The sequence below is a fragment of the Gallaecimonas xiamenensis 3-C-1 genome, assembly GCF_000299915.1.
In the GTDB taxonomy this organism is placed as follows: domain Bacteria; phylum Pseudomonadota; class Gammaproteobacteria; order Enterobacterales; family Gallaecimonadaceae; genus Gallaecimonas; species Gallaecimonas xiamenensis.
On sequence record NZ_AMRI01000014.1, the window covers coordinates 88,926 to 108,981 of the forward strand.

The window sequence follows — 20,056 nt, forward strand, 5'->3', positions numbered from 1 at the left end:
ACATAATGGACATAATGCCTAGCTCTGTCGATGATCCTGTGTTTGAAATCCGCTCCGAATTCAAGGATGTATCCAACCATCCCATTATCAGCCAGCTGCGCGCCCTGGTGGGCGAGCCCGAGTTTGAGTCGCTGTTTACCCAGCTGACCGAGGATGAAGACACCAACACCCGCTTCCTGCTGCGCATGGAGCTGCGCCGGGTTGCGGCCCCCTGCCAGCGGGTCATCGATCTGCGCCTCAAGGGCGTCAAGCGATGCCAACTGGTCGAGCATAATGGCCAGACCCATTATATGGATGAGGGCGCCCGCCGTATCTTCGAAGCCGGCCTCAAGGAATTTGCTGGCCGCTACACCATGGCCATCTATGACGATGTGGAGCGCTACGCCCAGGCCGCCCGCAAGGAAGGCCGCCAGGCTGACGATGAGGAGCCTGAGGTCAATTGGCTGGAGCTGGTGCGCTTTGGTAGCCTGCTGACCCGGGACAGCGAGCGCATGCATTTTGCCACTCCTGTGCTCATTCGCCAGGGGGGCATGGTGGAGCTCAGCGGCTCCACCTCCGATATTTCCCTAAGTGGCCTGCAGGTGCACCTGGCCGACGCCGCCTACATCAACCCCGAGACGGAACTGGAGCTGAGCTTTCCCAAGCTCACCGATGCCAACAAGCGCCCCTGGCCGCCCCTTAGGTACCAATTTATTTCCCAGCAGGATCAGCGTATCCGGCTGCGCCTGCTGGACACCGAGCCCCACATCACCGGCCTTATCAAGGCCCTTATCGAACACAACCAGCGCCGCTACAAGCTGGACATCCGCCATATTCAGGAAACCACCCGCTCTCGGGGCTTTGAGCAGATGCTGCTCAGCCACAGCCCGGCACTGCCGGTGTTTTTCGACGCAGAGCAACGGGCCTGCTATTGCCTCAGCACAGTGCATAACCAGCCGCTGCAGCAGCTGCTATTCAAGGACGAGTTGAGCCTGCTGTCCGAACTGCTGGGGCCGCGACGGATAAAAGCCATGCTGGCCAGGGACGAGAGCCAGCAGGAGAGCTACCTGCTGATGTTCGAACACCACCAGCAAGGCCGGGTTTTCCCCTTCGCTGGCGAATTGGAACAGCTGCGCGAGCAAGGCCTGTTGGACGGCTTCCTGCGCTTCGGGGTCAACAAACCGGGCTGGCGGGTACTGAAGGTCAACCTCTTTACCACCCATGTCCAGGCCCTGGCCGGTCTGGATCAGGATCCCAATACCAGCGGTGCCGATCTGCAACTCACCGACACCCCTGTGGCACCGGTACCCAAAGAGATCCAAGAACTGAGCTGTGTGGCCTTGCTCAGGGATGTAACCCAGGACTGGTTGACCGAGGCGGCCCAGGCCCTGCCCGGCCAGGTCCAGGATCCCAATGTGCTGGCCCCCTACTGCATCCAGTGGCGGCCGGGGATCCAGCGTATCGCCATGCGCTTTAACGACATGCGCATCGAGCCCAGGTTCAGGTACAAGACCCCAGTGCAGCTTTACTTCGATGGCAAGACCATCGAAACCGAGCTTCAGGACTTCTCCACCCAAGGTCTTTGCCTGCGTCTGAATGAACCCATCGACAGGTTGCCCAGCGAACTGGACGTGGCCCTGCCCAAGTTGCAGCGCCTGTCTACCCGCTTCGACCTGATGCAGATGCCCTACCGGGTTGTTCATTACGACCAGCCCAGCCTGAAGCTGCACCTGATGATCCAGGACACCGGCCAGGTGCACCCGGCTAAGCGTTTCTTCAGCCAGTTGATCAGTGCCAACGACGGCCGCCTGCAACCCCTGGATGAGGATGAAAGCACCTTTGCCATAGCCCGCGCCTTGCGCCAGAGCATAGTGGCATCGGCCCTGCCCACCTGCCTTTTTGTGCAAAAGCACAACGGCAAGGTGCGCCCCAACTGGCTGGGTGTGCCGGTCAGTCCCATGCCTCTGCCCAGGTTGCTTTCTAGGCTCAGCCAGGCCAATGGTGGCCAGGTGGCCATGGACAGCCTGATGAGCCATCAGCAGTTTCGCATGTTGTTGCAAGACTGGCGCGACAACCAACGCCCCCATCAGAGCCTGTTGGTGGCCTTGGATACCAAAGGCCTGCCGGTGATGAGTCGCCTACAGGGACAGCTGCCAGGGGAAGAGGCCCTGCGCTTTTTGCAACAGGCCAGGGAGAAGGGCTATTGGGGGGTATGGTTGCTGGAGTTTGCCCGCACCCCTAAACCAGATATGCACTTTATCCAAAATGACCTGAACTACATCAGCCGCCAGGCCCTGCACAGAGCCAAGCGCCTGGAGCAGGATCTGTGGGGCACGGTGGCCATGGTGGAGGTGACCGACATCACCCCCTTGGCCAACGTCATGCTGGGGCTAAAAGCCAGGTCTTGACCCGGGGAAAAATGTCTTCTGCCGCGTCCTGGCCCACCAGCATGTTTAAGTGGTCGTAGTTGCGGCGAAAACCCTGGCCTTTGGCTAGCAAAGTCAGCTCCCCCTTGGCGCCCATTTCCGCCTTAAAGCGGGCCACATCCGCCGGGTTGCCAAGGGCCCTGTCCCCCTTACCCGCCAGCATCCAAAGCCTTGGCCAGGGCACTGTCGCGGCAGCGGCCTGGTAATCAAAACCATCTTCAGGGTCCACCCAGGGCCCTGTCTTCACCCAGGCGATGGAATGGCGCAACGAGGCAGCGGTTTCGTCGTCGGCCCCAATGCCTTTGGCCTTGGCGGGCAGGTAGCCGTGCTTGGCCACCCAGCGCGGTGCCAGACGGTTCCACACCAGCTCCACCTTAAGCAGCCGCTCGGCACTCCAACTGTGAATGCTGCGCTTGCTGCCGAAAAAGGTCAGGCTGGCCACACCGGCGCACAGGGCCGGGAAACGGGCCAGGGTGGAGGCCATCAGCACCCCGCCCCAGGAATGGGCCAGCCAGTGCACCTGCCGGCGCGGGTGGCGGCCCTGAATAAACTCCTGCACTGCCGGCAGGTCGTCACGGATGCTCTCCAACTGGCCATGCTCGGCGCCAGCCCCTATGGCCGGCTCGCTCAGACCCCGGCCACGGAGATCCAGCACATAGACACAAAAACCCGCCTCGGCCAGGTAAGGCCCCAGGCCCTTGCCGGAGTCGGAGTAAAAGACCCGGCCGTTACTGATGGCCCCATGCAGCATCAACGCCGGCTGGCCCTCTGCCGGGCCCAGACGGCGCAGGTGCAGCCGGTGTTGCCCCTGGCTGAGAAACAGGGACTCACTCATGGGCCGGTTCCAACAAGGCCTGCACCGCTGCCATATCCTGGCTGACAATGGCGCCCTTGGCCGCCAGCCGTACCTTGGGCTTGCCGTGGTAGGCGATGCCCAGGCCCGCTTCATCCAGCATCAACAGATCGTTGGCACCGTCCCCCAGCGCCAGCACCTGGCCAGGAGCCAGCCCTGCCTGGTCGCGCAGGCGCACCAGCATGTCCTTTTTGAACTGGGCATCGACAATTTTGCCCAGCACCAGGCCAGACAGCTTGGCATCAATGATCTCCAGCACATTGGCCTCGGCCCAGTCCAGGCACAGATGCTCCTGCACCCTGTGGGCAAAGAAGGTAAAGCCGCCGGACACCAGGGCCGTTTGCCAGCCGGCGTCCTGCAGCCTTTTCACCAGGCCCTCGATGCCCGGGGTATAGCGGATATTCTCCGCCACCTTTTCCAGCACTTCGGTGGGGGTGCCGGCCAGGCGCGCCACCCGCTCGGTCAGGCTTTGGGCAAAGTCGAGCTCGCCGCGCATGGCCCGGGCGGTCACCTCGGCCACCGCCTGACCACAACCGGCCAACTCGGCGATATCGTCAATGCACTCCCCTTCGATGGCGGTAGAGTCCATGTCCATGATCAAGAGGCCTGGCTCGTCCAGGCTGGGAAATGGCCCTTCCATCAATTCCAGGCCCAACTCGGTCGCCCTTTGAAGATAGAGGGCCTTGTCGGGTTGGCTGGCAAAGGCCAAGTCGAAGCAATCCCCCTGGCGCCAGCGCAGCTCGCTCCAGGCCAAGCCCTCCAGGAGGCGGCCCAAATCCGCCAGGTTCAGTTGCGGTGCATAGAGCCGGTAGTGAAATTGGCTGACACGGGGTTCGGCCTTGGCAGGGACCAGAGGCCAACCGGTACGGGCCAGGGCCTTGGAGTCCGCCAGCACCGGCCCTTGGGAGCCAGGATAGAAAACCCGCTCACCGGCGGGCAGGGCTTGCACCACCAATGCCAGGGGCATCTCGGGGGGGAGCTGAAAAAAGTCCTGCTGAGTCAATGCACTGTTCCAAATAGGGGTCCTGCGGCTATCATAGCGCCATGATGAAAAAGGCAACACCTACTTTCCCCGGTCGCCGCCGCCGTTGGCTGCGCCTTGTCGCCCTGGCCTTGGCCCTGAGCCTGCTGGGTGTGCTGCTTTGGCGCTGGCAGAACCTGGCCCAGGCCGGCCTGCAGGTTGAGCGCCAGCAGATCAGCGTCATGGCCAGGGCCCTCACTTCCCAGGCCGCTTATGCCGCCGGCCAGCTGATGAGTAACGGCGAGGACAAGGCCCTGCAGGGCCTGGCCGATCGCCTGGCCAAGGAACCGCAGCTGCTGGACGCCGCCATTTACGACGCCACCGGCTCGGTGCTGGCCCGCAGTGGCAGCGACAAACCGGTATTGAGCCTGTTGGAAAAGGCCGATGAGAACCGGCTGATCCCCTATGTGTCGGAGATCCAGAGCGCCGGCCAGGTGCTGGGGTACCTGCGCATCACCCTTACCGAAGACGAAGTGGTACACGACGCCCGTACCTACCGCAAACAGGTGGGGGAAAGCCTGCGGCTGATGCTGCTGATGGCCATCTTGATGGGTTTCTTGCTGGCCCTGGTGGTCAGGCGATAAAAAAGGCGCCCTTGGGCGCCTTTTTTAATGGGACAAGGCCTTAAGCGGCGTCGCCCAGCAGCACAGACTCGAGGGCCACTTCAATCATGTCGTTGAAGGTATTCTGGCGCTCTTCGGCCGTGGTTTCTTCACCGGTACGGATGTGGTCGGACACGGTGACGATACAGACCGCCTGGGCACCGAACTCTGCCGCCACGCCGTACAGGCCGGCCGCTTCCATCTCTACCCCCAGGATGCCGTGTTTTTCCATGACGTCGAACATGGAGAAATCCGGGTTGTAGAACAGGTCGGCAGAGAAGATGTTGCCCACGCGCACCGACACGCCCTTGGTGGCAGCGGCGTCAACGGCGTTTTTCACCAGGTTGAAGTCGGCCAGGGCGGCAAAGTCGTGGTCACGAAAACGCATGCGGTTGACCTTGGAGTCGGTGCTGGCACCCATACCGATGATCACGTCCCTGACCTTGACCTCGGTGCTGATGGCACCGCAGGAACCGACCCGGATCAGCTTCTTGACGCCGTACTCGGTGATCAGTTCCTTGGCGTAGATGGACACCGAGGGGATCCCCATGCCGTGGCCCATGACCGAGATCTTACGGCCCTTGTAGGTGCCGGTGAAGCCAAGCATGTTGCGCACGTTGGTGACTTCTTTGACGTCGTCCAGGAAGGTTTCGGCGATGTACTTGGCGCGCAGGGGGTCACCTGGCATCAGTACCACGTCGGCGAAATCACCCGGGTTGGCGTTAATATGCGGCGTTGCCATAAGGGTTCCTTTTATCTCTCAAAAGCAGTTTATGGTTTCTAGTGTATAAAGCTTTGCCCATGGTCCATGGACGGCAAGCCAAAATATGCCGCCAGGGACTGGCCAATATCGGCAAAGCTGTGGCGAAGGCCCAGGCTGCCTGGGCTAAGCCCGGCCCCTATCGCCAGCACCGGGATATGTTCCCGAGTGTGGTCTGAACCCGGCCAGCTGGGGTCGCAGCCGTGGTCGGCGGTGAGGATCAACAGATCCTCCGGAGCCAACAAGGCCAGCAATTCTGGCAGCCGGGTGTCGAAGGCTTCCAGGGCATCGGCATAACCGGCGATGTCCCTTCTGTGCCCATAACTCGAATCAAAATCCACAAAGTTGGTGAACACCAGGCTCTGGTCGCCGGCGTCTTGCACGGCGGCCAGGGTGGCATCGAACAGGGCGTCGATGCCGGTGGCCTTGATCTTGTGGGTGATGCCGCTGTGAGCGTAGATATCGGCAATCTTGCCCACCGACACCACCTGGCCGCCGGCGTCCACCAGCTTGTTCAGCACAGTGGGGCTGGGGGGCTCGACGGCGTAGTCGCGGCGATTGCCGGTACGCTCAAAGCCGGTCTCCACTGAGCCGACGAAGGGCCGGGCGATGACCCGGCCTATGTTGTAGGGCTCCAGCAGCGCACGGGCCAGCTCGCAAAGACGGTAGAGACGCTCCAGCCCGAAGCTCTCCTCGTGGGCGGCAATTTGGAACACCGAGTCCGCCGAGGTGTAGAAGATGGGCTTGCCGGTGTTCAGGTGCGCTTCCCCCAGCTCCTCGAGGATGGTGGTACCCGAAGCATGGCAGTTGCCAAGGTAGCCGGGCAACTGCGCCCCTTGCACTAGGGCGTCCAGCAGTTCGGCCGGGAAGCTGTTTTGCTTGTCGGTAAAATAGCCCCAATCGAACAGCACCGGCACACCGGCGATTTCCCAGTGGCCGGACGGAGTGTCCTTACCGGAGGACAGCTCCTCGGCATGGCCGTAAGCCCCTTGCACAACCGCCGGCAGGGTCACCCCGGCCGCCGGGGCGCCGGTGCTTTCGGCATGGGCGTGGAACAGGCCGAGCTTGCCGAGGTTGGGCAGGGTCAGGGGTTGGCCCTTGTCGGCACGGTAGCGGGCAATGGCCCCCAGGGTGTCGGCGCCCACGTCGCCAAAGCGGTCGGCGTCGCGGGTGGCCCCCAGGCCAAAAGAATCCAGTACCAGAATGATGGCGCGCTTCATGAGATCACCTCGTAAACCACGGGCTTGTCCTGGTGGTCACCCAGGGTGATGGCGGCCTTGACCGCCGCTTCGGCGGCGTCCAGCTCCGCTTCGCTGCGGCCATGGACTCGTGCCAGGGGCCTGTCGGTGCCCTGCCCCAAGGCGATAAGTTCGGTCAGACCGACGCTGTGGTCGATGGCGTCTTCGGCGCGGCGCCGGCCGCCTCCCAAGCCCACCACCGCCAAGCCAAGGGCGCGGGTGTCCATGGCCGCCACAGTGCCTGCCTGATCGGCATAGACCAGGCGGCTAAGAGGCGCCTTGGGCAGGTACAGTTCGCTCTTTTCCAGAAAATCGCTGGGGCCACCCAGGCCTGCCACCATCTTGGCAAAGCGTTCGGCAGCGGCGCCACTGGCCAGGGCCTGGTCCAGCTTGGCCAGGGCCTGGCTGTCGTCGTCGGCGAGCTTACCCAGCTTGAGCATCTCGGCCCCCAGCTGCATCACCACCTGGTGCAGGCGCGGGTTATGGCCTTCGCCCTTGAGGTAGCGCACCGTCTCGGCGATCTCCACGCCGTTACCGGCGCTGGCGGCCAGCACCTGGTTCATGTCGGTCAGCAGGGCCCGGGTGCGGGTACCGGCGCCATTGGCCACCTCGACGATGGCGCGGGCCAGGTCTTTGGAGGCCTGATAGCTGGGCATAAAGGCACCGGAGCCCACCTTGACGTCCATCACCAGAGCGTCCAGGCCGCAGGCCAGTTTCTTGGACAGGATGGAGGCGGTAATAAGGGGAATGGACTCGACGGTGGCGGTGATATCCCGGGTGGCGTAGAAGCGCTTGTCGGCCGGCGCCAAGCTGCCGGTCTGGCCTATGATGGCGATGCCGCAGTCTTTGACCAGGCGCCTGAAGGTGGCGTCGTCCGGGGTGACGTTATAGCCGGGAATGGCTTCGAGCTTGTCCAGGGTGCCGCCGGTGTGGCCAAGGCCACGGCCGGAGATCATCGGTACATAGCCGCCGCAGGCCGCCACCAGGGGGCCCAGTACCAAGGACACCAGATCCCCCACGCCGCCAGTGGAGTGCTTGTCCAGCACCGGGCCAGGCAGATCAAGGTCGTCCCAGCTCAACACTTGCCCGGAGTCGCGCATGGCCGCCGTCAGGGCAACCCGCTCGTCCAGGTTCATGTCGTTAAAATAGATGGCCATGGCCAGCGCGGCGATTTGCCCCTCGCTGACCTTGTTGTCCCTGATGCCGTTGATGAAAAAGCGCAGCTCTTCACCAGACAAAGGCAGGCCATCCCGCTTTTTGCGGATGATTTCCTGCGCCAGCATCAGTAGCCCCCTTGTTGCTCCGCTACCTGTACACCCAGGGTGTTAAGGAGGTTGCCCAGCAGGCTGGACGCACCGAAGCGAAAATGCGCCGGGCTCAGCCAGCCTGGGCCCATGATCTGCTCGGCCAGGGCCAGGTACTGGGCCGCCTCGGCGGCGGTGCGCACACCACCGGCGGGCTTGAAGCCGATGTCCTTGCCGCTGTCCTTGATGGCGTTGAGCATGATCTCGGCCGCTTCCAGGGTGGCGTTGACGGCCACTTTACCGGTGGAGGTCTTGATAAAGTCGGCGCCGGCAGCGATGGAGAGATCAGAGGCCTTGCGGATGAGGGCCGGATCTTTAAGCTCACCGCTTTCGATAATGACCTTGAGGGTCACGGCGCCACAGGCGGCCTTACAGGCCTTGACCAGCTCAAAGCCCAGTGATTCGTCACCGGCCATCAGGGCGCGGTAGGGGAAGACCACGTCCACTTCGTCGGCGCCATAGGCAACGGCGGCGCGGGTCTCGCTAACGGCGATGTCGATATCGCCGCCGCCATGGGGAAAGTTGGTGACGGTGGCAATCTTCACTTTGCCTTCCACACCCAGCTCCTTGAGGGCCTTGCGGGCCGCCGGGATAAAACGGGGGTAAATGCAAATGGCGGCGGTGTTGCCCACGGGGGTGACTGCGTCCTGGCACAGGGCGATAACCTTGGCGTCGGTGTCGTTGTCGTTCAACGTGGTCAGATCCATCAGGCCAAGGGCCTGCTGGGCAGCAGTTTGGATATCAATCATGGGGTGTCCCCTACGTTGTTGAACCTGGGATGCCTGGGGCCGGCCGAAGCCAAAAAAGGGCCGACATAAACCCAGCCAGGTGCAGCATGCCTTAGCTCGACCTGCCGGGGCAGGCCACTGGGGGCGGACTTGGTTCCGTGAAGATTGTAGACAGGTTGCGGAAAATCCATTTTCCCTCGCCAGTATCTTTTTTAGCCCCTGAGGGCGCCGAGAGTATGCCAGAATGGCATTTCAAGTGATACTTCCTGCATCACAGATGGACGACAAAAACAATCAGAACGACGGAACAGGATATGTACAAGAAATTCGCCCTACCCGCCCTGCTGCTGGGGCTGTCCCTACCGGCCCTGGCCGCCGAGGTGGCCCAGGTCACCCTGCCCAACGGCATGGTGGTGCGCCTCAAGGATGACTTTACCTGGGAATATGTGATTGCCAAGACTCCAGACCAGCATCTGGCCCCCCAGGCCCTGGCCCAGGCCGAACTGCTGGCCAGCACCGCCAAGGACAGGGTCAAGCTCAAGCTGGCCCGCCACCAGTGGCAAGACGGCCGCCTGGGGCTGGTGTTCAACCTGGAGAACGACAACAGCGAGAACGTGGTCAAGGTGGTGGCCGACGCCCAGTTCTTCGACGACCAGGGCAAGCCCATCAAGCGCCAGTCCCTGGTGGTCTGGCAGGCCGAATACCGGATGCCCGAGTCTTACCTGCGCAAGGGCCAGTCCCGAGACAGCCGAGAGCTTTGGGTGGAGGGCATAGACCCGGCCCAGTGGCAAAAAGGCCTGGTCAGCCTCAGTATCAGCAAGCTGCAGTTCCGTTAAAAAAAAGCCCTCCGATTGGAGGGCTTTTTCGTTAGAACTTGTAGTTCACACTGAAGTAGTGACCGAACCCAGAGGTGTCCTGGCGGACGCCGGTGGCACTGGAGTTGTCGGTGAAGAAGGCCATGTTGTTGTAGTACTTGAGGCCATAACCCACGGCGTAGCGGTCAGTGTGGTAGTAGATACCGTTGAACCACTCGGTGCTGTTTTTGCTGCGGCCAGGCTGGCTGCCCACTTCGTCACCGCCGAATTTGTAGTCCAGGTAGCCCTGGTAGGCGATGAAGGAACCGTCGGCAAAGGTTGCCACCGGTTTGAACCAGTTGGTGGAGGCCATGTAGCCGTCCCACTTCTTCTCGTCGGCGCCGCTGTAGTTCTCACGGACGTAACGGGCGTAGAGGTTCACCCCCATCTTGCCGAACCAAGGCACCTGCACATCGGAACCCAGGCCGATGTAGTGCTCCCAAAGCCCGCCGAAGGCGCCGTGGTCACCGATGTTGGTGACGGTGGCGATGTACAGCTCCTTGACCGGACCGAAAGACAGGTCCTTGCCGGTCATGGCATCGAGGGAAAAGCGGGGCGCCAGCTTGGCAAAGAAGTTATCACCGTTGTTCAGGTCATCACTGCCGTCATCCAGGACGTCGAAGAAATCCACGTAGCCATACAGGTCAACAATGCCGGAGCGGCCACCGAATTCCATTTCCAGGTAGGTATCTTTATGGTTTTGGAAAGGAAGGCGGTTGTCCTCACTGTGCATGAGGTTGAAGGTCAACCATTTGTAGTCGTTGGCGTGGATGTCGCTTGAATAGTCAGCCGCAAAGGTCGGAGCGCTCAGGGCACCCGCAGCCAATGCAAGGGCGGCAAACTGCTTTTTCAGTTTCATTGGAATCATCCTGTGAACAGCACTTATTAAGTTTATGGTCCGGCACAGGGCCGGTGTGAAGCCGGCGGCGATTAAAATGAAATCTGTCGATCAGTTCAAGAGCATTCTTTCAGAATTATGACATAGCTAATACAAGGGCTGAGAATGGTAGTGAGCATTAACTTAAAGGTAAAAAAAAGAGGGGCATCAGCCCCTCTTTTTTTAACAGTTCGATGACGTCTTACAACGCAGCCAGGGCGATGAACAGACCAGCCAGGGTGGCACTCATCAGGTTGGACAGGGAGCCTGCCAGTACCGCTTTGATACCCATGCGGGCGATGTCGTGACGACGGGTGGGGGCCATGCCGCCCAAGCCGCCAAGCAGGATGGCGATAGAGGACAGGTTGGCAAAACCACAGAGGGCGAAGGTCACGATAGCCTGGGTGTGGGCGGACAGCTCTTTAGCCTTGCCGATGAAGTCGATGTAGGCCACGAACTCATTCACTACCAGCTTTTGACCGATGAAGGAACCAGCGGTGATGGCTTCGTTCCAGGGCACACCGATCAGGAAGGCCAAGGGAGCGAACACATAGCCCAGCAACAGTTGCAGGGACAGCTTGTTGCTGGCCGCAGCCAACAGGGTCTGGGCGGCGCCTTGAGCGTCGCCTTGGAAGCTACCCATGGTGCTGTTCAGGGTGTTAATGACCAGATCACGGTCCAAGCTGGTGAACTGATTAGCCACGTCCGCAACCGGTACCTTGGCGACATCGGCCAGGGCGCTCAGGAAGGCGGCGAAGTTGGCTTCAGAGGCGCTGCTTTGCAGGGCGATAAAGGCAGCCTGGGTGGCTTCGTTACCGTAGCCGAACAGGTGGCCGGCACCGGCCATCAGGGAGTTAAGCAGGGCGATAAGGCCGATGAAGGCCAACAACATGGCCCCCACGTTCAGGGCCAGCTGCATACCGGAAGCGGCGCCAGAAGCAGCAGCGTCGATGACGTTGGCAGGCTGGTCGTCGTTGTCTTCCATCACCTGTTCCAGGTTCTGGTTGGGGGTCTCGGTTTCCGGCTTGATGATCTTGGCCATCAAAAGGCCACCTGGGGCCGCCATAAAGGAAGCGGCAATCAAGTACTTGAGCTCGACGCCCAAAGAGGCATAACCGGCCAGTACGGAACCGGCTACGGAGGCCAGGCCGCCCACCATGATGGCAAACAGCTCAGACTGGGTCATCTTGGCGATGAAGGGGCGAACCACCAACGGCGCTTCGGTCTGGCCAACGAAGATGTTGGCTGTAGCGGACAGGGACTCGGGGCGGGACGTACCCAGGGCTTTTTGCAGGGCGCCACCGATAACGTTGATCACCAGCTGCATCACCCCCAGGTAATAGAGCACGGCAATCAAGGAAGAGAAGAAGACGATGATCGGCAGTACCCGCAGGGCGAACACGAAGCCGCCGCCGCCGAACACTTCAAACATCTTGCCAGACACCAGGCCGCCGAACAGGAAGTCGATACCTTCCTGAGAGGCGTTGATCACCCCTTGAACGCCGCTGGACACGGATTGCAATACGGTCTGGCCGAAAGGCAGGTAGAGAACGAAAGCAGCGAAGGCCGCCTGGATAATGAAAGCACCTATTACGGTGCGCAGGTTGATCGCCTTACGGTTGTCAGACAACAGCACAGCGATGGCAAGCAGGGTGATGATCCCCACCAGACCCATCAAAATATTCATGAAGCCACCATTCCTCAGAGTTTGTTTTTTAGTAAGCCCTGTTACTGACGAACAGGTCGCGCGCATTATAACGAAAGGCATACGCTTGCCCAGCCTCAGACAAGCGTTTTTCTTGACGCCTATCCCGTTTCGGCACCTTGAAAAAGGCGCCTTGCATTGGCAGTAAGCACTAGCCCCAAGTCATCAAGGGGTACTTGCAGCGCCTCTGATAATGCCTTGTGAATCAGGGGTAAAAAAGCCGGACTGTTGTGTGCCGCCGATATTCCCTCCGGCAACATGCTGGGCGCATCGGTCTCCAGCAGCAAGGATGCCAGGGGCACCTGGGCCAGGGCCTGGCGGGTCTTGGTGGCCGAAGCTCGGGTGATAACCCCGCCCACCCCCAGGTAAAACCCCAGGCGTACAAAGTCCCGGGCCTGTTCGCCACTGCCGGAAAAGGCATGGACAACCCCCCGCGCTCCCGGGTGGTTTTTAAGGATGGCAGTCAATCTGGCATGGGTGCCGACGCTGTGCAGTATGATGGGTTTGTTAAGGCTGGCCGCCAATTCCAGCTGGCGCTCCAGCCACCATTCCTGAGTGGCGGCGTCCGGGCCCTTGAACTTATCGAGCCCCGCTTCCCCTATGGCCACCAACTCCCCGGCATGACGGCGGGCAAAATCTTCCAGCACCCCGAAGGCGGCCTTGTCCGCTGGCAAATACCAAGGGTGAAACCCCGCCGCCGGCCACAGCATGGGGTGCTGCCTGGCCAACTCCAGCGGCCGGGAAAGATGATCGAGGCTGACCCCGGGTACCACCAAGGCTTCGACCCCCACTTGGCGGCAGGCATCCAGCAGCGGCCCCAAAGGGGCAAGCTCGTCAAAATCGATATGGCAGTGGCTGTCGATGAGCATAAAAAAGCCCCGCAACGCGGGGCTTCTCCTTTAGTGTTCCCGGGTCTTATGCAAGATGATATCCGGGTAACGCTCGGCGGTCAGGTTCAAATTGACCATGGTGGGGGCGATGTAGGTGAGGTTGTCGCCACCGTCCAGGGCCAGGTTCAAGGAGCACTTGCGCTCGAACTCGTCCAGCTTCTTGGCGTCTTTGCACTCGACCCAGCGGGCCGTGGCCACGTTGATGTGCTCGTAGATGGCTTCAACGTTGTATTCGGCCTTGAGGCGGGCCACTACCACGTCAAACTGCAGCACACCGACGGCGCCCACGATAAGGTCGTTGTTGTCGATGGGGCGGAACACCTGCACGGCGCCTTCTTCGGACAGCTGTACCAGGCCTTTGAGCAGCTGCTTTTGCTTGAGCGGATCTTTAAGGCGGATGCGGCGGAACAGTTCAGGGGCAAAGTTGGGGATGCCGGTGAACTTCATCTTCTCACCCTGGGTAAAGGTGTCACCGATCTGAATGGTGCCGTGGTTGTGCAGGCCGATGATGTCCCCCGGGTAGGCTTCTTCAACGGCGCTACGGTCCCCTGCCATAAAGGTCAGGGCGTCGGCGATGTTCACGTCCTTACCGATGCGCACATGGTGCATCTTCATGCCCTTTTGGTACTTGCCGGAGACTATGCGCAGGAAGGCAACCCGGTCCCGGTGCTTGGGGTCCATGTTGGCTTGGATCTTAAAGACAAAGCCGGAAAAGCCTTCGTCGGTAGCGGTTACCTGGCGGTCATCGGTCTGGCGAGGCTGGGGCGTGGGTGCCCAGTCGGTGAGGCCGTCGAGCATATGGTCGACACCGAAGTTACCCAGGGCGGTGCCCCAGAACACCGGGGTCAGTTCGCCTTTGAGGAAAGCCTCCCGGTCAAACTCGTTGGAAGCGCCCTGCACCAGTTCCAGCTCGTCGCGCAGATCCTGGACGCTGCCACCCAGCAGGGTATCAAGCTCGGGGTTGTCCAGGCCCTTGATGACCCGGCGCTCCTGAATGGTGTGGCCCTGGCCGGATTTGTAGAGAATGATTTCGTCGTTGGCAATGTGGTAGACCCCCTTGAAACCCTTACCACAGCCAATAGGCCAGGTAATGGGCGCGCAGCGGATCTTCAGAACGTTCTCCACTTCATCCATCAGCTCCATGGGGTCGCGGATCTCGCGGTCCATCTTGTTCATGAAGGTAAGGATAGGGGTGTCGCGCAGCCGGGTGACTTCCATCAGCTTGATGGTGCGGTCTTCTACACCCTTGGCGGAGTCGATAACCATCAGGCACGAGTCCACCGCCGTCAGGGTACGGTAGGTGTCTTCGGAGAAGTCTTCGTGGCCGGGGGTGTCCAGCAGGTTCACCAGGCTCTGGCGATAGGGGAACTGCATTACCGAGGTGGTCACGGAAATGCCCCGCTCTTTTTCCATCTCCATCCAGTCGGACTTGGCGTGCTGACCTGAGCCACGGCCTTTGACGGTACCGGCTTTCTGCAACGCCTGTCCGAACAGCAGCACCTTCTCGGTGATGGTGGTCTTACCGGCGTCGGGGTGACTGATAATGGCAAAGGTGCGGCGCTTGGCGACCTCGGCAGGGATGGACATGAGCTACTCACCAACTGTCTAAACGTAAGCCGCGAATTATAGCCTGGACCCGCGCTATTCTTAAACAGCGCCGTTAGGGCCCCTTAGCTCAGGCTAAGGGCCATCACCACGGCGTCTTCCCGGCCGTCATGGCAGCGATAATAGCCCTTGCGCCTGCCTACCTCGCTAAAACCGCTTTTTAGATAAAGGCCGATGGCCGTCTGGTTGCTGGCCCTGACTTCCAGGAAGATAACGCTGTCGGATGCCGCTTTGGCGTCCTCTATCAGGTCGGCCATCAATACCTTTCCATAACCCAGCCCCCTGCATTGGGGCAGCACGCAGAGGTTAAAGAGGGTGGACTCGTCCAGCACCCGCTGGCAGATGGAAAACCCCACCACCTCGTCGTCTTGCCACAGCAGCCTGACCCGGTAACCACTGTCAAAACAGCTGGCCAGTTGATTGTCGGTCCAAGGATAGTGCTGGCTGGCTTCCACATGGGCCAGCAGCGACAAATCGGCCTTAGAAGCCGTGCTGAGCATCATAGGCGCTGTAGAGTTGTTGCCAGAGTTGCCGTTTGGCGGCGGCGCTTTTTAGGCACTGGGCCGGATCTTGGGTTACCTCCCCTTGTGGCCCCCAGTGCAGGCCACGACCTTCTTCCACCAGGGGCAGGCCCAGGCTGTCGGCCACCGCCTGGCAAAAGGCCCGGGCGGCACCGTCTAACGGGAAGCTGACACCCAGTACCAGGTCAGTAGAGGAGGCCCTGGGCACGTAGCGGGTCAGGCCCAGGGCATTGAAGTAATCCACAGCGCGCGTCTCTTGAAAGGAAGCGCCCAGTATAGAAGCAGGCCCTTGGGATGCAAAGGGCCTACGCCTTAGTCGATGACTTCGGTTTGGTATTGCAGGGCCTTGGGCAGGGCGCTACCACGGTGCTGGATCTCCACCTGGAAGTCGGCAGCCTTGATCTCCTCTTCACTAAGATCGGAGAGGTCAAAGAAGGCTTCCACCCCAAGGTGGGTCTGGCAGTTCTGACAATGCTTGACGTTCCAGCGGCTCAAGATGGATTGGTAGCCCAGGAAGTGCCTCTTGCCGTGGATAACGGCATAAGCACTGATCACAAAGGAACCGGAGAACAGATCCCGGTTGATGCCATAGACCCGCAGCTTTTTCACCGACTTCTCTGCCAGGCTGGCAAAGCGCAGCTTTTTAGCCACCAAGGAACCGGGGCTGTAGGTGACCCCCAGCTGTTTTTCGATATTGATGCAGTCACGGGAGCTGAAAAAGCTGTGGGGGTCGCCTGGGTCCTTGAGGAAGGGATAGAGGTGGCTGTCCATGGTCAGCTCCTCGTCCGCATGCTGACCCACTGCCGGGCCCTGCCCTGCCGGCAGGTTGCTGGAGCTGGTACCGGCATAACCGGGAATGATATCGAAGTGCTCGGTATAACCGTTCTGTACCTGCCACAGCCAAAACATCCGGTCGACATTGCAGTGGTGGAAGAAAAAGATGGGATCCAGGCCGGCGGTGTTGTTCTCCCCCATGTCACCGTTTGCACCGGGGATTTGCCCGGCCTGGCCCTGGTTTGGCACATCAAAGCCCCCTACTGCCAGATGCACGTCGTTGTGAGGCGCTTCAAGGGCAGTAGTCAGGCCCTTGTTGGCTTTGTTCCATGCTGCTGCTGACGTGGTGTTGGAAAACGCCGTGTAGTTGGGAGCGCTGAGGCAGTTTTCAAATTGCCAGTAGATACCGAACTTGCTGGGATTGGGGTCGGTTGGGGACACATCCTTGCCCTTAAGCCAGGCCAACACGTTCTGGTTCAGCAGTTCGGTGTTTTTTACCGGATCGGGGAAGTCGGCATTGTGGGCCCGGGTTTCTTCCCTTGCCTCTGCAGTGCCCACCAGGCCAGACAGGGGATAACGCACGGTTTCATAACCGACCGGTTTGGTATAGCGGTTTTCATCCCCTTGGACGGCGTCATTTACCTGCTTTTGCAGCACGTAGGAATAGAGAGGGTTTTTGATCTGCTGGCCGTCGAGGGGGAAGGTCTTGCTGGTCAGCACCTTGGGTATGCCTAGGCGCAGCGTCTCGTCACTGGTCTCGTCCCAATAGGCCATGGCCACCCCCGGCACCATGGCGTTTAAGGCCTGTTCGATACGCAGCATGTACACCCGGTGCCAGGTGGGGAAGAGCACATTGCCGTGGTTGCAGTAGCCTCCCCAATAGCTGGGATCCGTTGCCCCTTGGCCAGCGAAGGGCTCACCATGATAGCCACCGATAACGAAAAAGGAATTAAGGTCGTCAGGGGAAAGCAGGCAGATCTTGTGCCAAGCCCGCACCAAGTCTTCCAAGGGCTTCTTGTCGCCCCTGTCGTACCTGTCCTGCAATTCCCTGACCGAATAACGAACCTTTAGCTGTGCCATAACCTGTCCTTAGTTGATGAGCCCTTACCGCAGAAGGCCCGCTGATGGGGCCGAGTGCCAAAGGCGCCCGGCCAAAGAAAGTCCTATTACCATGCCAATACCCTCCCCCAGAACCATGCCGGCCAACATAGCCAGGTGGCTAGCCAGGCCCATGGGTAGCCACTGCACCAGCAAGGCCGCACCCTGATGGCCAGCCACCATGCCCAGCAGCATCAAGATGGTTGCCAGGCCATGGATCAGGGCCTGCTGTGCCAAAGGGCGCTTAGTACAGCTGAGCCAGCATACCGGGACGCAAAGCAGCAGCATCCAGGCAAACCCCCAGAACGCCATGCCACCATGATGGTGGTGCACCAGCCCCTGCCCCAAGGCCATACCAGCACCACCCAGCCCAAGGGCCGCCAAGCAGCAGAGGGCGACCTCTCCCAAACGGCGGGCCCCGCCGTAAACAAGCCAGGCCGGCAGCAACAGCAATAAAGCCCACAGCAGCAGAGGTAAGGGGTAATAAAAATGAACCATGGCCCCATGACCAAGGAGGCCAAAGGCAATCAAGATGATAAAAAGGGAGTGATGAGGTGCGACCCTGTCCATGGCCCGGCTCCGTCTGTCCTGACTGTCGCCTTATAAAGGCGGAGGCTTTAAAGGGTAGAAGATGAACAGGTGGCCAGCAAACGGACAACAGCAAAGAATACTTTGAAGCTGCGTCAAGCAATCCGAGATGGTACTCGGCAACGCTGGCAGTCTAGAAGACCGGCCGAGGGCATTCAGCAAGGTGGGTAGACAACAAAAAAACACTTCTAAGAATAGGTTTTTGTATATGGCAGGGGCGGAGGGACGCGAGGGTCCGGCCACCGGCCCACAACAGCGCCCAGCGCGCAGGTGTTGGGTCCCGAAAAGCAAAAAAACCACTCCGAAGAGCAGGTTTTTTGTATATGGCAGGGGCGGAGGGACGCGAGGGTCCGGCCACTGGTCCACAACAGCGCCCATCGCAAGGGTGTTGGGTCCCTAAAAGCAAAAACCCCGCTCCGAAGAGCAGGGTTTTTTGTATATGGCAGGGGCGGAGGGACGCGAGGGTCCGGCCACCGGCCCACAACAGCGCCCAGCGCGCAGGTGTTGGGTCCCGAAAAGCAAAAAAACCACTCCGAAGAGCAGGTTTTTTGTATATGGCAGGGGCGGAGGGACGCGAGGGTCCGGCCACCGGCCCACAACAGCGCCCAGCGCGCAGGTGTTGGGTCCCGAAAAGCAAAAAAACCACTCCGAAGAGCAGGTTTTTTGTATATGGCAGGGGCGGAGGGACGCGAGGGTCCGGCCACCGGCCCACAACAGCGCCCAGCGCGCAGGTGTTGGGTCCCGAAAAGCAAAAAAACCACTCCGAAGAGCAGGTTTTTTGTATATGGCAGGGGCGGAGGGACGCGAGGGTCCGGCCACCGGCCCACAACAGCCCCCATCGCAAGGGTGTTGGGCCCCGAAAAGCAAAAACCCCGCTCCGAAGAGCAGGGTTTTTTGTATATGGCAGGGGCGGAGGGACTCGAACCCCCAACACCCGGTTTTGGAGACCGGTGCTCTACCAATTGAACTACGCCCCTAAAGCGGATGCCATTATAGCTATTAGGACATGGAGGTAAAGGGCTTTTCGCTCCAAAACCAACTGTTTGCTTCCTTTTTAATCGGCCGGCAAGAAGGGGCTACCATCTCGAAGAACCGCATCCCTGGCGGAAAGCAGCGAGTTCCATTCCAGCCCCAATACCTTGGCAATGTCTTCTGGCCAATGGGCTGGAGGTTCGGTGGCCAGAGCCTCCCAATCCAACCCCAGAGTCAGCGCCAGGTGTTCCGACCAAGCCTCCTGCCCTCCAGCCAAAGCACCATGGTCTAGCAGCCAAGTGCTGAGAAACACCAAGGCGGCTTCCGAGCTGAAAGATCCGCTGGAAATGGGATCGAACTGGTGTTTTAAGCCTGCCACCACAGGCTCCGGAAACTGCCAGCGCTGCGCCAGTTCGGCACCGATATCTGCTGTAGTAAATCCCAACAGGGACTGCTCGGCACTGGCCCTGCCCTGGCGGGTGGCCAAAGTGGCCACATCGTCTGCCCGGGCAGGGAAGGTGACCACCAGGATCAACTTGCCCAAATCATGGAGCATGCCACAGGTAAAATGCTGCTCGGCAGGTAACCCTGCCGACACTGCCAGTTGGCGACAGAGTTCGGCTGTCAGGAAGCTGCGGTTCCAGAAGGCGTGCAAGTCGATGCCCTGCATAGCTTTGGTCGCCGAGATCAAACCTGAAGCTATCACCAGGGTGCGCAGTCGCTCCAGCCCCAGGCGAATGGCCGCCTCTTTCACTGATCCTATCTCTCGGACACCACCAAAACGGGAAGAATTAGCCAGTCGCAATACCTTGGCAGAAAGCACAGGGTCCATGCTCAGTTCACTGACGATATGACCCATGTCAGGCTCTGATTCGTTGAAGGTGGCGATCAGATCTTTGACCACTTCCGGAATGTTGGGCAGCAACTGGGGTTTGCTAAAGCAGTCTTGTAATTGCATTTCCATGCTTCCTGTGTCGGCTGGGCAAGAGCCCATAAGGTAAGGTCCAGAAACCCAAAGCTTAGCTGCCTGCCGCCAGGCTGCATGGCACAGGCCATGGTGTAGCCGAAAACAAGGCTGATGACTCTGTCCCACGGGAGCCAACACGTTTAAGAATATCGAGATGGTAAGACGCCAGATTGGAAGGGGGGAAGGAGCTGCTCTGCTGGAGCGCCTCTCTTGCTGGGCAGACAAGACTGGAGTGTTTTGCACCCAGCCCAGCAGGATCGTAAGGCGCTTTTCCGAGGCTTTAAACGCAAAAAA

18 protein-coding genes and 1 tRNA gene are annotated in these 20,056 nt (G+C 60.2%); 3 read left to right on the forward strand and 16 right to left on the reverse strand.

Annotated elements, in window-relative coordinates:
* Window positions 1-5: 5 nt before the first annotated feature.
* Complete coding sequence (locus B3C1_RS11240) at window positions 6-2,387, forward strand: PilZ domain-containing protein (protein WP_192813371.1); 2,382 nt, start codon at window positions 6-8, stop codon at window positions 2,385-2,387.
* Here the strand turns inward: B3C1_RS11240 and B3C1_RS11245 are convergent.
* Together B3C1_RS11245 and serB are read right to left on the reverse strand one after the other, a co-directional pair.
* A complete protein-coding gene (locus tag B3C1_RS11245; RefSeq protein WP_008484914.1) occupies window positions 2,359-3,240 on the reverse strand; it encodes an alpha/beta fold hydrolase in 882 nt (293 codons plus the stop codon). The two genes, B3C1_RS11240 and B3C1_RS11245, sit on opposite strands and share 29 nt — an antisense overlap.
* Complete coding sequence (serB, locus tag B3C1_RS11250) at window positions 3,233-4,225, reverse strand: phosphoserine phosphatase SerB (RefSeq protein WP_035481949.1); 993 nt, start codon at window positions 4,223-4,225, stop codon at window positions 3,233-3,235. Before serB ends, B3C1_RS11245 begins: the two co-directional genes overlap by 8 nt.
* An 80-nt stretch (window positions 4,226-4,305) precedes the next feature.
* Between serB and B3C1_RS11255 the strand changes: the two genes are divergently transcribed.
* Window positions 4,306-4,863, forward strand: a complete 558-nt coding sequence (locus tag B3C1_RS11255) for an AhpA/YtjB family protein (protein WP_051012915.1) — start codon at window positions 4,306-4,308, stop codon at window positions 4,861-4,863.
* A gap of 40 nt (window positions 4,864-4,903) precedes the next feature.
* On the opposite strand, the gene deoD is transcribed toward B3C1_RS11255, so the two are convergent.
* The 4 genes from deoD to deoC are packed head-to-tail and all read right to left on the reverse strand — an operon-like array spanning window position 4,904 to window position 8,932.
* The gene (gene deoD / locus B3C1_RS11260) at window positions 4,904-5,623 is read right to left on the reverse strand and encodes a purine-nucleoside phosphorylase (protein WP_008484917.1); all 720 of its coding nucleotides are present in this window, start codon (window positions 5,621-5,623) and stop codon (window positions 4,904-4,906) included.
* A gap of 38 nt (window positions 5,624-5,661) precedes the next feature.
* The gene (locus tag B3C1_RS11265) at window positions 5,662-6,861 is read right to left on the reverse strand and encodes a phosphopentomutase (protein WP_008484918.1); all 1,200 of its coding nucleotides are present in this window, start codon (window positions 6,859-6,861) and stop codon (window positions 5,662-5,664) included.
* Window positions 6,858-8,162, reverse strand: coding sequence for a thymidine phosphorylase (gene deoA / locus B3C1_RS11270; protein ID WP_008484919.1), 1,305 nt, complete (start codon window positions 8,160-8,162; stop codon window positions 6,858-6,860). The genes B3C1_RS11265 and deoA overlap by 4 nt, the downstream gene beginning before the upstream one ends.
* Window positions 8,162-8,932, reverse strand: a complete 771-nt coding sequence (deoC, locus tag B3C1_RS11275) for a deoxyribose-phosphate aldolase (RefSeq protein WP_008484921.1) — start codon at window positions 8,930-8,932, stop codon at window positions 8,162-8,164. The genes deoA and deoC overlap by 1 nt, the downstream gene beginning before the upstream one ends.
* 293 nt (window positions 8,933-9,225) lie before the next feature.
* Here deoC and B3C1_RS11280 point away from each other — a divergent pair, with 293 nt between their 5' ends.
* Window positions 9,226-9,747, forward strand: coding sequence for a DUF3157 family protein (locus B3C1_RS11280; protein WP_008484922.1), 522 nt, complete (start codon window positions 9,226-9,228; stop codon window positions 9,745-9,747).
* A 31-nt stretch (window positions 9,748-9,778) separates the two neighbouring features.
* Here the strand turns inward: B3C1_RS11280 and B3C1_RS11285 are convergent, their stop codons facing one another.
* From B3C1_RS11285 to B3C1_RS11330, 10 genes are all read right to left on the reverse strand, one after another.
* Window positions 9,779-10,624 carry an outer membrane protein OmpK gene (locus B3C1_RS11285; protein WP_008484923.1) on the reverse strand — a complete coding sequence of 282 codons (846 nt, stop codon included), beginning with the start codon at window positions 10,622-10,624 and terminating at the stop codon, window positions 9,779-9,781.
* Window positions 10,625-10,844: 220 nt separating this feature from the next.
* A complete protein-coding gene (locus B3C1_RS11290) occupies window positions 10,845-12,329 on the reverse strand; it encodes a NupC/NupG family nucleoside CNT transporter (protein ID WP_008484924.1) in 1,485 nt (494 codons plus the stop codon).
* 119 nt (window positions 12,330-12,448) lie between these two features.
* Window positions 12,449-13,216, reverse strand: coding sequence for a TatD family hydrolase (locus B3C1_RS11295; protein WP_035481954.1), 768 nt, complete (start codon window positions 13,214-13,216; stop codon window positions 12,449-12,451).
* A 30-nt stretch (window positions 13,217-13,246) separates the two neighbouring features.
* Window positions 13,247-14,824 carry a peptide chain release factor 3 gene (prfC, locus tag B3C1_RS11300; RefSeq protein ID WP_008484926.1) on the reverse strand — a complete coding sequence of 526 codons (1,578 nt, stop codon included), beginning with the start codon at window positions 14,822-14,824 and terminating at the stop codon, window positions 13,247-13,249.
* 83 nt (window positions 14,825-14,907) lie between these two features.
* On the reverse strand, window positions 14,908-15,345 hold the full coding sequence (rimI, locus tag B3C1_RS11305; RefSeq protein ID WP_035481911.1) for a ribosomal protein S18-alanine N-acetyltransferase: 438 nt from the start codon (window positions 15,343-15,345) through the stop codon (window positions 14,908-14,910).
* Window positions 15,323-15,607, reverse strand: coding sequence for a hypothetical protein (locus tag B3C1_RS11310; RefSeq protein WP_008484928.1), 285 nt, complete (start codon window positions 15,605-15,607; stop codon window positions 15,323-15,325). Before B3C1_RS11310 ends, rimI begins: the two co-directional genes overlap by 23 nt.
* A 68-nt stretch (window positions 15,608-15,675) precedes the next feature.
* Complete coding sequence (locus B3C1_RS11315; RefSeq protein WP_008484930.1) at window positions 15,676-17,217, reverse strand: tyrosinase family protein; 1,542 nt, start codon at window positions 17,215-17,217, stop codon at window positions 15,676-15,678.
* Window positions 17,218-17,241: 24 nt separating this feature from the next.
* Window positions 17,242-17,805, reverse strand: coding sequence for a hypothetical protein (locus B3C1_RS11320; protein ID WP_035481914.1), 564 nt, complete (start codon window positions 17,803-17,805; stop codon window positions 17,242-17,244).
* Window positions 17,806-18,724: 919 nt separating this feature from the next.
* A tRNA-Trp gene (locus B3C1_RS11325) sits at window positions 18,725-18,800 on the reverse strand.
* A 77-nt stretch (window positions 18,801-18,877) separates the two neighbouring features.
* Window positions 18,878-19,753, reverse strand: coding sequence for an HDOD domain-containing protein (locus B3C1_RS11330; protein ID WP_008484932.1), 876 nt, complete (start codon window positions 19,751-19,753; stop codon window positions 18,878-18,880).
* Between the last annotated feature and the right edge of the window lie 303 nt (window positions 19,754-20,056).

Bases quoted from the DNA above. Each gene is read 5' to 3' on its own strand.
- B3C1_RS11255 (WP_051012915.1), top strand. From the start codon at position 4,306: ATGAAAAAGGCAACACCTACTTTCCCCGGTCGCCGCCGCCGTTGGCTG.
- deoC (WP_008484921.1), bottom strand. From the start codon at position 8,932: ATGATTGATATCCAAACTGCTGCCCAGCAGGCCCTTGGCCTGATGGAT.
- serB (WP_035481949.1), bottom strand. From the start codon at position 4,225: ATGCCCCTGGCATTGGTGGTGCAAGCCCTGCCCGCCGGTGAGCGGGTT.
- B3C1_RS11295 (WP_035481954.1), bottom strand. From the start codon at position 13,216: ATGCTCATCGACAGCCACTGCCATATCGATTTTGACGAGCTTGCCCCT.
- B3C1_RS11245 (WP_008484914.1), bottom strand. From the start codon at position 3,240: ATGAGTGAGTCCCTGTTTCTCAGCCAGGGGCAACACCGGCTGCACCTG.
- B3C1_RS11315 (WP_008484930.1), bottom strand. From the start codon at position 17,217: ATGGCACAGCTAAAGGTTCGTTATTCGGTCAGGGAATTGCAGGACAGG.
- B3C1_RS11290 (WP_008484924.1), bottom strand. From the start codon at position 12,329: ATGAATATTTTGATGGGTCTGGTGGGGATCATCACCCTGCTTGCCATC.
- deoD (WP_008484917.1), bottom strand. From the start codon at position 5,623: ATGGCAACGCCGCATATTAACGCCAACCCGGGTGATTTCGCCGACGTG.
- B3C1_RS11285 (WP_008484923.1), bottom strand. From the start codon at position 10,624: ATGAAACTGAAAAAGCAGTTTGCCGCCCTTGCATTGGCTGCGGGTGCC.
- rimI (WP_035481911.1), bottom strand. From the start codon at position 15,345: ATGATGCTCAGCACGGCTTCTAAGGCCGATTTGTCGCTGCTGGCCCAT.
- B3C1_RS11320 (WP_035481914.1), bottom strand. From the start codon at position 17,805: ATGGACAGGGTCGCACCTCATCACTCCCTTTTTATCATCTTGATTGCC.
- B3C1_RS11265 (WP_008484918.1), bottom strand. From the start codon at position 6,861: ATGAAGCGCGCCATCATTCTGGTACTGGATTCTTTTGGCCTGGGGGCC.
- B3C1_RS11330 (WP_008484932.1), bottom strand. From the start codon at position 19,753: ATGCAATTACAAGACTGCTTTAGCAAACCCCAGTTGCTGCCCAACATT.
- deoA (WP_008484919.1), bottom strand. From the start codon at position 8,162: ATGCTGGCGCAGGAAATCATCCGCAAAAAGCGGGATGGCCTGCCTTTG.
- B3C1_RS11240 (WP_192813371.1), top strand. From the start codon at position 6: ATGGACATAATGCCTAGCTCTGTCGATGATCCTGTGTTTGAAATCCGC.
- B3C1_RS11280 (WP_008484922.1), top strand. From the start codon at position 9,226: ATGTACAAGAAATTCGCCCTACCCGCCCTGCTGCTGGGGCTGTCCCTA.
- prfC (WP_008484926.1), bottom strand. From the start codon at position 14,824: ATGTCCATCCCTGCCGAGGTCGCCAAGCGCCGCACCTTTGCCATTATC.